We start from the raw sequence: 9427 nt of genomic DNA, 5'->3' as shown, positions 1-9427 counted from the left end.
CCATCCGTATATTCCTTTAATGCGTAATCCACAGGGGTAGCACAGGTGGGGATATGACCAATATCCCCGAAATTGTATTCCAATCCACCTGAAGTCCAAGCTCCACGCATAGCCACATCTCTGAATTTCACTACCTCGTTAAAATACATGAATTCCTTTCCCGTGGATTTCTCTATGGCTCCCCATATCTTCCCTCCCACTTCCGGAGAAACATATACTTTTATATAATCGTTCTCCAACACCACCATTTTCCAATCCCGATACTCCCCTTGATCTGTATAACCGTCAAAACGAAAATAGGGATAGATACGGTTAATATTGGCTACAGGATCGGGGTCTCCGAACATATAGGTTTTCATGTTCAAATTTTCTTCCCGAACTGTTGCTTTTTGTGAAATACCTTGATGGCACATAAATCCTAAAATAAGTAGTAATAACGTTGATTGTATCTTATACATATTTACTGTGTTGCTTCAATTTACAAATTTGTAACCATAATCATTTATATATTAAATTAACCTTTCCTAGATTACAACTGGATTTTAATATTGCTCATGATGAAACAATCATCATCCCCTTTATACCTTAACGTGGAATTTCTACATAAATATTAACTGGAAAATGGTCAGATGGGTACCGTTGATGGTTACTGTCTGTCAGTACCCCATATCGCAATACTTTTATCCTTTGGTTGACAAAAATGTAATCGATGCGATGTTTGGGAGTCCGATTAAATTTAAACCCGTTAAATGTTCCCTCAGGACCATAAGGTTCTTCAATGCTGGCCTTTTTACTGTCGGAAAGTCCATTGGAGGTTATTTCGGTGTAGACTTCACTATCCTCGGTGAAATTAAAATCACCGGTAACTATGACCGGAATGTCAGTATCAAGATCATTGATTTTCTCATTGATCAATTTAGCACTTTCCAAGCGTGCGTTTTCTCCCTTACTATCAAAATGGGTATTGAAAAAATAAAATTTGCTCCCCGATTCTTTAAGTTGGAACAAGGCCCAGCTACAGATTCTGGTATAACCAGAATCCCATGATTTACTAACCGTTTCCGGGTTTTGGGAGAGCCAAAAAGTTCCAGAGGAAAGAGCCTCTATTTTATCCTTTTTATAGAAAATAGGGTTGTATTCCCCTTCATTTATACCATCTTCCCTACCTACCCCGATCCACTTATAATCGGACATATTTTCAGCAAAATATTGTACCTGATGTCCTAGTGGTTCTTGCATCCCTATAACATCCGGTTTGTAAAAATTTAGGAGTGCCACCTGAAATTCCCGTCGATTTGGCCAATTGTCCATAGAGATATTTGCGGCATCATAAAACAATTCATCGTACCTTACATTAAAACTCATTATACTAATGTTCTCTTGTGCAGACACCCAGGAGCAAAGGAGAATTAGTAAAAAGACAATGTTATTTGGCGTCCTTGGTTTCATTTCAATGATTTTTAATTTTTATTATTTATGAAGTGTCGGAGTGCACCAATTGGCATGGTCACCATCTAAACCATCAGAACCTCCAAACACTCTCAGTTCTAATTCATGGGTTTTGGTCACATCTATTTCCAATGGTTTAACAGGTTGCCCTTTTTTCATTGGGCCCGAAGCAAATCCTTTTATACCATCTATCCAGACCTCAAATTCCATTTCCCCACTACCGGCTGTATCGTCAACCCCGATAAAACTTTTAAATTTCTTAAAACCCAAACCTTCTATGTTATAAACCACTCTAGCGTAGGAATGCATACCCAGGCCTTTGTCAAATTCTTGACCGCCTACACTGAGCACTGTTCCTTCGAAGTTAAGCCCTATCCTGACCTTTCCTTTGGACATGGCGGCCTTACTTGGAATCAGTTCGGATAGATTTATCACATTTTTGGGGGCTGGGAAAGGCTTTTTTAAAGAGGATAGTTCCTTATTTGTATGTACAGGAACTATTTCTCTCATTTTCTCTATTCTTGTAGGTAAAGGCAACATCTCGGGCAGGTCACCAGAAACTTTGGAAATCTGCGCTAATTTTATGTTCAGATTTTTTTTCAACAGGGCATGCTCCATCCAAAGCCAAGAAGCCACCTTTGCCTTAAATTGACCCGCAACCCCATCTTCTGCGTCAATCAGAATCTCTATATCATTTTTCCCTGCCGGTAATTTAAAACTAATGAAAGACCAATCCGAAATGGGCACTTCATCGAATACCCTCATATGCGGTAGGACAAGGGGCGCACGGTTGATTTTGGTCTCCACTACCTTACCATTAACTTTTATCTTGCAATTGGGCACATATCCTGAAGGGGCTATTGGTTCGAACAAAATGTGCATAGAGGCGTCGGTTCCTTTGGGAACCTCGATCTTGCAAGAACCTTCCACTATATTTACACCATCCACCATTTTTAATACCATTTGTGCCTCCCTCACTTTAGCACCCTCCTTCTTGCCCTCAAATTGGATAATAACTTCTTTATCCTTTTTTCCCTTGGATTTTTGAATGAACTCCTCCTTTGTCCCTGCTTTTCCGAAAACCTCAATATCCTTGTTCCCGTTTGAATTTTCAACATACTGATATCGCCCACCGGCCATTATATCCATGTCCTCGTTGAATGGCTTCACCTCGATGATCACAGTTTCATAGCCTTCGAGTTGAATGTCGATCGATTTGTTATAATCCAAATCGAAATCCAAAACCTCGCGGTACGGATATACGACTTCGGCATAAAACTGATCCTTTTCGGAGTAATGATTGTCGGAAGTCTCTCCCATTAAATCCTTCATGGCAATTGAGATTGATTTTGAAGCTATGAAAGGATTGGAAATTGAGATGATTCCTTTATTCTTATGATGACGCATATAGCCATAAGGTTCGTGGTTCAGTATGTCCCCATCTATTAATTTTATGTTCCCTGTAACCGAAGCATTTTGGCGACCCCATGTTATGGCCTTGGCAAGAAATTTCCAATCTTTTTCAGTCCTTAACAACTCGATCGGATCGAGGTAGAAGGTTAAAAGGCGACTTCCCCTTCCCAAAATCGACATGATTTCATCGTGCATAGTATTGTAATCGGGAGTAAATATGCCCAGATGTTCTAGACTTTCAATAGGGAAGCCCAGGTTCTCTTTCATGCGTTTATGGATGAGGATATCACGCGTTGTAAATTTTCCGTAACCGGAATTAGGTGTTGGAACAATGGCAGCGGGGGGGCCATCGTAGACTTCTCCCCAAACTGCATCGGCATATTGTAGCCACCAAGGGCTTAGCCAAATCCCCGTGGTGAGATCTATAAAAGCTTTGGGCTGTAATTTTTTGATGTTGACGAGCAGTTCTATTAGGGCATCTACGTTCGTTTCCTTGGCATAATTGCCCGTCAAGTGCCAAGGGTGGTCTTCGGCACCACAGTTCATGGCGTTTCCATCAAATTTGAAAAACTTGAGATTATTGGTCGTTAAAAGCTTTTCAATCTTGTTATTTAGATCTGATGCATATTGAGGGGCTGACTGGCATAGGTATTTGCCACGGGTCCCGTTTTGTGGATATCCGTTGGCAACTAGCCAAGGCCCATGATCGTACCCAGAGGATGGGGACAGCCACAATCCTAAGTCCATATCCAACGCCTCCAGCTCCTTTTTTATCGGACCAAATCCTTGGGGAAACCGGTCTTTACGGATGTCCCAAAAGCTTTCTTTATCATCCCAGCCATCGTCAAAGGTAAAGGTGTCAAAATTAGCGCCATACGGCTCTAACAGCCTTTTACGAAATAGGTCAATAAGCGCCAGGGAATTTGACTCTGTTGGGGGCATTAAGGTCTCCCACGTATTATAGTTAATAAATAGGGCAGGTTCATTTTTTGGCAATGCCAAGATCGAATCCAAATAGCGTTGAAACGATCTGATTACTCCTTCTTCTTGCACCACACCGAAAACAATCGGTTTTGTACTGAAACTACCCTCGATTGATCTTCCAGGGAAATGAGTAAACGAAAGAGTTGAATGTCTGTACTGGTTATATCCCGCAGGGTATTCAAGGCCCCAAAAACTGTCCTCAAAAAGTACAGGAAGGCCGAACCCCTTATTTTCCCCAAATCCCCATACCGGATGCGGATATTTTGGCGGTTCCTCCTCCTGATAAATGCAATTCCCGGTTCGATCCAATTTCCAAGCATCGACTTGCCTTATTTCCAAAGTGTTCTGCGTCACCAGTTCCAATTGCCTTCTGGCAAAAAAGTCGTCCTTGCCAAGGGAATATGAAATAATCAGCTCGATGGGATCCGTAATATGTCTGTATAGAAGAGTTAATTTATTAGTTTTTCCATTAGTTTCTTCCTTTACATCATAAATAAGAAAGTTGGTTTTTGTCAGGTCATCTGCACCGCTCAAGGTGATCAAAAAATCATCATTTGTAATTTCAATGGTCTTTCCTGAAGATTTGTTGATGATTTCAAAAAGACTGACATCGGTACTGGATTTAACAAAATTAACCTCGATCATTTCGTTTTTCAAGGATATGATAGAATCGGATTTGGTCAAAAGAACATTTACTGCCAGAAGAATCTGGGTGCCTAGCAAAAACACGCACCCAAGTAATTTTATTTTTTTTATATTTTTCATATTAATCAATAATTTTCAATACTTCGTCGAGGTCCAAGGTCTCTCCTTCTTTCAGGTTCAGCACTACTGTTTCCCCATCATAATGAACGTTAATAGCCTGGGTCATAATAGATTTAATTCTTACTGTCCTTAACCTGCCTTCTTTCCATTCTATATCCACTTCAATTCCACCACGTGCCTTTAATCCGGATATCGTACCCGTAGGCCAAGATTCAGGAAGGGCCGGGAGTATGTGAATCTCCCCAGAATGCGATTGTAAGAGCATCTCGGCTATGCCAGCCGTAGCCCCCATGTTACCATCCAATTGAAAGGGAGGGTGCGTGGAAAAAAGATTGGCGTAGACACCTCCCCCGTCCGTCATGTTGACGCCATCGTCCAAAGTAATTGCCATGGCCCTTCTTAGGAGCTTGTAAGACCTGTTACCATCAAACAACCTCGCCCAAAAATTGATTTTCCAGCCAATGGACCAGCCAGTGCCGTCATCACCCCTAGCATCCAATGACACCCTAGCAGCATCGATCAGCTCAGGTGTTTGTAGGGCATTAATCTGATTTCCAGGATGTAACGCATATAAGTGCGCAACGTGCCTATGCTTGTTTTCCGGATCATCTATATCTTCCTTCCATTCCTGCAATTGTCCCCATTTCCCAATTTTTAAGGGCAATAGTTTTGCTTTCGCCAAAACCAGTTCCTTTTTAAACGCCATATCGTTTTCTAGGACATCAGTCGCTTTAATGCAATTATTAAAGATATCCCAGGCTATTTCAATATCCATATAGGCACCGGTAGAAATACCACCATGTTCCGGAGAGTAGGAAGGTGAGGAAACCAAATTCCCATTTGAATCTTTGGTCAAATAATCTAGCCAGAAAAGCGCGGCCTCCTTCATAATGGGATATCCTTTTTTCTTAAGAAAATTAAGATCTTGTGTGTATTGATAGTGCTCCCACACATGTCGGGAATACCATGCAGCACCACCGGGAAAAAAGCCCCAAGGAAAATCCCATCCGGGCGCTGTATATCCAAAGGGATTGTTCATGGTATTTACGATCCAACCTTCTGCGTTGAAAAAATCCTTTGCCGATTTACGGCCAGGAGGCCTTAACTTATCTATATATTCGATCAAGGGCTCATGGCATTCCGATAAATTGGTGACCTCTGCGGGCCAATAGATCATTGGAATATTAATATTGGAATGGTAGTCACTGGCCCATGGCGGGTTGGTCTTGTCGTTCCATTTACCCTGTAAATTGGCAGGCATCGTGCCAGGTCGTGAACTACTTATCAGAAGGTAACGTCCATATTGAAAATAAAGGGTTTCAAGCGATGGATCCTTTTTACCCGATGCATAGGCAGTCAACCGTTCATCTGTAGGAATATTATTGGTGTCCATGGTTTCGAGTTTAAAATTCACCCTGGAAAACAAATTTGAATAATCCTTTTTATGTTCCATTAAAAGGTTGTCATATCCCCTTTGTCTTACCTTAGCAATGGTCTCTTTATTCATTGATATGTAATCCCTACCTTTGTATGTCGGATACTCGTTTTTATAATCAGTGGCGGCAGTCAAATAAAGTGTAAGGGATTTTGCCGCTTTCACCTTCAATTTATCATCCAAAAAAGTAACTTTTTCACCATCGGATTCAATCAACACCCTGCTTTCGAACCCCATGCCATTGTTTTCCAAATGGCCCGACATGATTAGCTGGTTTTTGTTATATTCGAAGGTGACATTTTTGTGCACAGTTGTTTGGTTTATGATATAGTCTATTCCGTCTGGACTATCATTTTCAAAACGAAAAACCAAAGTACGACTGGGATAGTTAGCAAAATATTCTCTTTTATGTTTTGTTCCATTGACCGTATATTTAATAGTTGCCACAGCATCCGATATATCTAGTTCCCTACTATAATCTGTGAACGTCCCGGACTCTTCTGGTTTTACAAATAAATCTCCGAAGGTTTGATAGGCTCCAAAACCCTCCCAAATATTATTACCCTTATCTGCCTTGATCGTACCTGTAAGTTCCCTGTTCGCAAGTTGGTGCGCCTCTTCGTATTTACCGGCATCGAGCAATCTTCTAACCTCGGGCAAGTGTTTATGGGCATTTTCCCTGTTGCCGCCATTGTACTGGTCCCATTCACCCTTTCCCCCCGTCCATAGGGATTCTTCATTGAACTGAATATGCTCCTCTTCCGGCCCTCCAAAGAACATGGCCCCCATATATCCGTTACCAATGGGTAAGGCCTCCTTCATCCACGAATTGGCTGGTCGTTCATACCACAGTTTCAATGGTGATTTTTGAGGTTCTGTCTTTTGGGCTATTGTCGAAATAGCAAAAAATGATACGAAATAGGTCAGATAAATCTTAATTGTTCTAGATTTCATAGTTTATTCTTTTGTTATTTATCAATAGGCATATTTCCAATTAAAACAACCGGATCAAAGTCATTGGAGTAAATACTAACTTTAATTTTCTGTTCCTGTTCTAAATTTAATCCTGCCTTTGTAGATAGCTTAATATCGAATTTTTCAAAAGGGTCCAATTTTGGAACGGTCCCCGAAGCAATTTCACGCCAGATGGAATTTTCTTGCCTTTCAATCTTGATCTTGGCCGGTTTGGATATAACTTGTCCAAAGTTGGAGACTTCTGTTTTTAACATTCCATCCTTAGTGATTTCAGGTATGAGTGCCGACAATATTGGCTCTATATAGTCAACCCCGGGAAGACGGGCGTATCCGAATAGTAATTTCCCATTGTTGGTCTTCCCCAACAATTTGCCCACAAAATTACCTTCCGTGATACCATTGCCTTCCCCAGAAAAGGTTACAAGTAGATCGGGTCCGTCAATTTTAATCTTTTTCACCTTGGAACCCCGTCCAAAATTCACTTCTTCGGACGCACCAAAGCGCAGAGAATTAATATCGATGTCGGAATTCGGGTCAAATCCTTCTTCAGCCTCCACCCTTAGTTTAATCGACTTTGTACTTCTTTTAATTTTGGCTTCGTTCAATACCTTAATTTTACGTCCTACCGTTAACGGAATAGTAATGTTTTTGGAACTATGGTTGTCGCTTCCCTTATCGTCCTTCTTCAATACATCTATAACTGCAAAGTGGGCTTGGGTAGCCCGACCTAAATTATCCTGTAAAACCTTTATCCGTTCGTATTTAAACCAATCCTCATTGGTTCCATCGGTGTATCTCGTAATTCCTGGCAAGTAGGCTTCCCCAGCATCTATTTTCCAATTTACACCATCTTTGGACCTCAGATAATAGGCAATCCTACCCAACCAATCATTGACGATCATGTGATACTGAATGTTGTCCCGCCAAATTACTGGATCTTCAAAATGTCCTTCCACTGGGGGATATACACTTTTTTCAGTGACTTGGTTATAGGGAGATAATCCATCCTTACTGAACCATATGCCACCTCCGCGACATACCATAATATAGGAGCCGTCCTCCCTCTGCGCAAAACTTAGGTTAGAGAGGCCTTCTATTATGGGTCTATCCCTTTGGTCAAACTCAAATTTGCCGTACTCCCATGGGCCTTCAAGGCTTTCAGCAACGTAACGTCCGTCTATAACGTACACTACATAACGGCCATCCTTTAATCTAAATATTTCAGGATTATGCCCTGGTCCAATGGTTTCCATTACTTTATAAGGACCAAAGGAGTTTTCCGATACAGCGTGTACCACAATGGAATTGGACCATTCATTATGTCCTTTAACCGAGTCTTCCCGCCAACGACAAACCATTAGATGGTATTGCCCATCATCGCCCAAAAGGGCGTTCCCTCCCCAATAGGACCATTCTGCATCCTCGATTCCATTATCCACATATCTCGGAATTACATTTTCGGCACCCCAGGTATTTGTGGTCAGCGCTCCTAAGGGAGCTATTGGACGAAACAAGTCCATAAATCGCCCTCCGTTAATCAAATCATTCCATTCGGCCGGACGGGCCCTTTCGATTACCTGAGCTCTTACACTTCCCCACAAGGAAAAAACGATAATCCCCAGTCCTAAAAGTCTATTCAATTTAATCATAATTTAAAAGTTATTAATTTTTATAAAATCGCAAATCTATTTCGTACTGCTTCAGGTCCTATTTGCCTTAGGACCATAAATATTCAATCCAATTTATGACACCCACAACGCAATTGGAAAAACAGATGATTTATCCATCTCATTCCATGGCTGACCTTATTGCGCCTTCTGATCGGGCATTCCAGTAACCACATTCCAATTGAAAGAACACTGAAGTATATGGTATGGTCATATTCGTTTTAAGTATCAGTATATGGAATAGTTCCGCCGATTTATCCAATTCCTTAATAATATCCTCGTGGAGCATACGCTTTACAGGACTCCCATTTAATAAACTATCAAGTGAATTTCGATAGGTTTCAATTCCAGTAGCATTCTTCTCTGCTACAAAAGTCATTTCCTTATCTACAAAAATATTGGCATCAACGTGCGTAGACCTCTCTATTAGTTCCGATATATATGCCACTGCTTCCAATTGTTCGGTATCGATCACAATCGTTTCTATGGCGGGATTACTTTGTTTGGGATAGGCTGCATCGGCTACAACTATCCAATTTCTATGTCCATATTCCTTTAGTTTTTGCTGAACTTCCATTCTCCAATCGGTTTCTTTTATTGTGTTTTCAATTTTCAACTCATTATTTAATGACATTTTCTCAGGCTTTGCACAGCCCATTAATCCCAAGAAAAACCCAATAGCCACTAGTAAATACTTCATATAAATCTTTGTTTTGTTTCTAAATCGTTAATAAGGATT

At 40.9% G+C, this 9427-nt stretch carries 6 protein-coding genes; all 6 read right to left on the bottom strand.

The genetic code is table 11. The annotated features are described in order from the left end of the window. On the bottom strand, positions 1–458 hold a 458-nt coding region (locus tag G466_RS0114025; RefSeq protein ID WP_157373902.1), incomplete at its 3' end, for a DUF5107 domain-containing protein. A 127-nt stretch (positions 459–585) separates the two neighbouring features. Beyond that, complete coding sequence (locus G466_RS0114020) at positions 586–1449, bottom strand: endonuclease/exonuclease/phosphatase family protein (RefSeq protein WP_026814233.1); 864 nt, start codon at positions 1447–1449, stop codon at positions 586–588. Positions 1450–1470: 21 nt separating this feature from the next. Beyond that, on the bottom strand, positions 1471–4611 hold the full coding sequence (locus tag G466_RS0114015; RefSeq protein ID WP_026814232.1) for an NPCBM/NEW2 domain-containing protein: 3141 nt from the start codon (positions 4609–4611) through the stop codon (positions 1471–1473). A 1-nt stretch (position 4612) separates the two neighbouring features. Then, positions 4613–7000 carry a glycoside hydrolase family 95 protein gene (locus G466_RS22125; RefSeq protein ID WP_051315681.1) on the bottom strand — a complete coding sequence of 796 codons (2388 nt, stop codon included), beginning with the start codon at positions 6998–7000 and terminating at the stop codon, positions 4613–4615. Positions 7001–7014: 14 nt separating this feature from the next. Beyond that, positions 7015–8661 carry a glycoside hydrolase family protein gene (locus G466_RS22120; protein WP_157373900.1) on the bottom strand — a complete coding sequence of 549 codons (1647 nt, stop codon included), beginning with the start codon at positions 8659–8661 and terminating at the stop codon, positions 7015–7017. 148 nt (positions 8662–8809) lie between these two features. Beyond that, positions 8810–9388, bottom strand: coding sequence for an RbsD/FucU domain-containing protein (locus G466_RS22115; RefSeq protein WP_051315679.1), 579 nt, complete (start codon positions 9386–9388; stop codon positions 8810–8812). Positions 9389–9427: the final 39 nt, after the last annotated feature.

The sequence above is a fragment of the Arenibacter certesii DSM 19833 genome (assembly GCF_000429545.1).
GTDB classification, from domain to species: domain Bacteria; phylum Bacteroidota; class Bacteroidia; order Flavobacteriales; family Flavobacteriaceae; genus Arenibacter; species Arenibacter certesii.
The sequence above is the reverse complement of the archived record's forward strand: the minus strand, read 5'-3'. Positions and strand labels throughout refer to the sequence as shown.

Bases quoted from the DNA above. Each gene is read 5' to 3' on its own strand.
- G466_RS0114020 (WP_026814233.1), bottom strand. From the start codon at position 1,449: ATGAAACCAAGGACGCCAAATAACATTGTCTTTTTACTAATTCTCCTT.
- G466_RS22115 (WP_051315679.1), bottom strand. From the start codon at position 9,388: ATGAAGTATTTACTAGTGGCTATTGGGTTTTTCTTGGGATTAATGGGC.
- G466_RS22125 (WP_051315681.1), bottom strand. From the start codon at position 7,000: ATGAAATCTAGAACAATTAAGATTTATCTGACCTATTTCGTATCATTT.
- G466_RS0114015 (WP_026814232.1), bottom strand. From the start codon at position 4,611: ATGAAAAATATAAAAAAAATAAAATTACTTGGGTGCGTGTTTTTGCTA.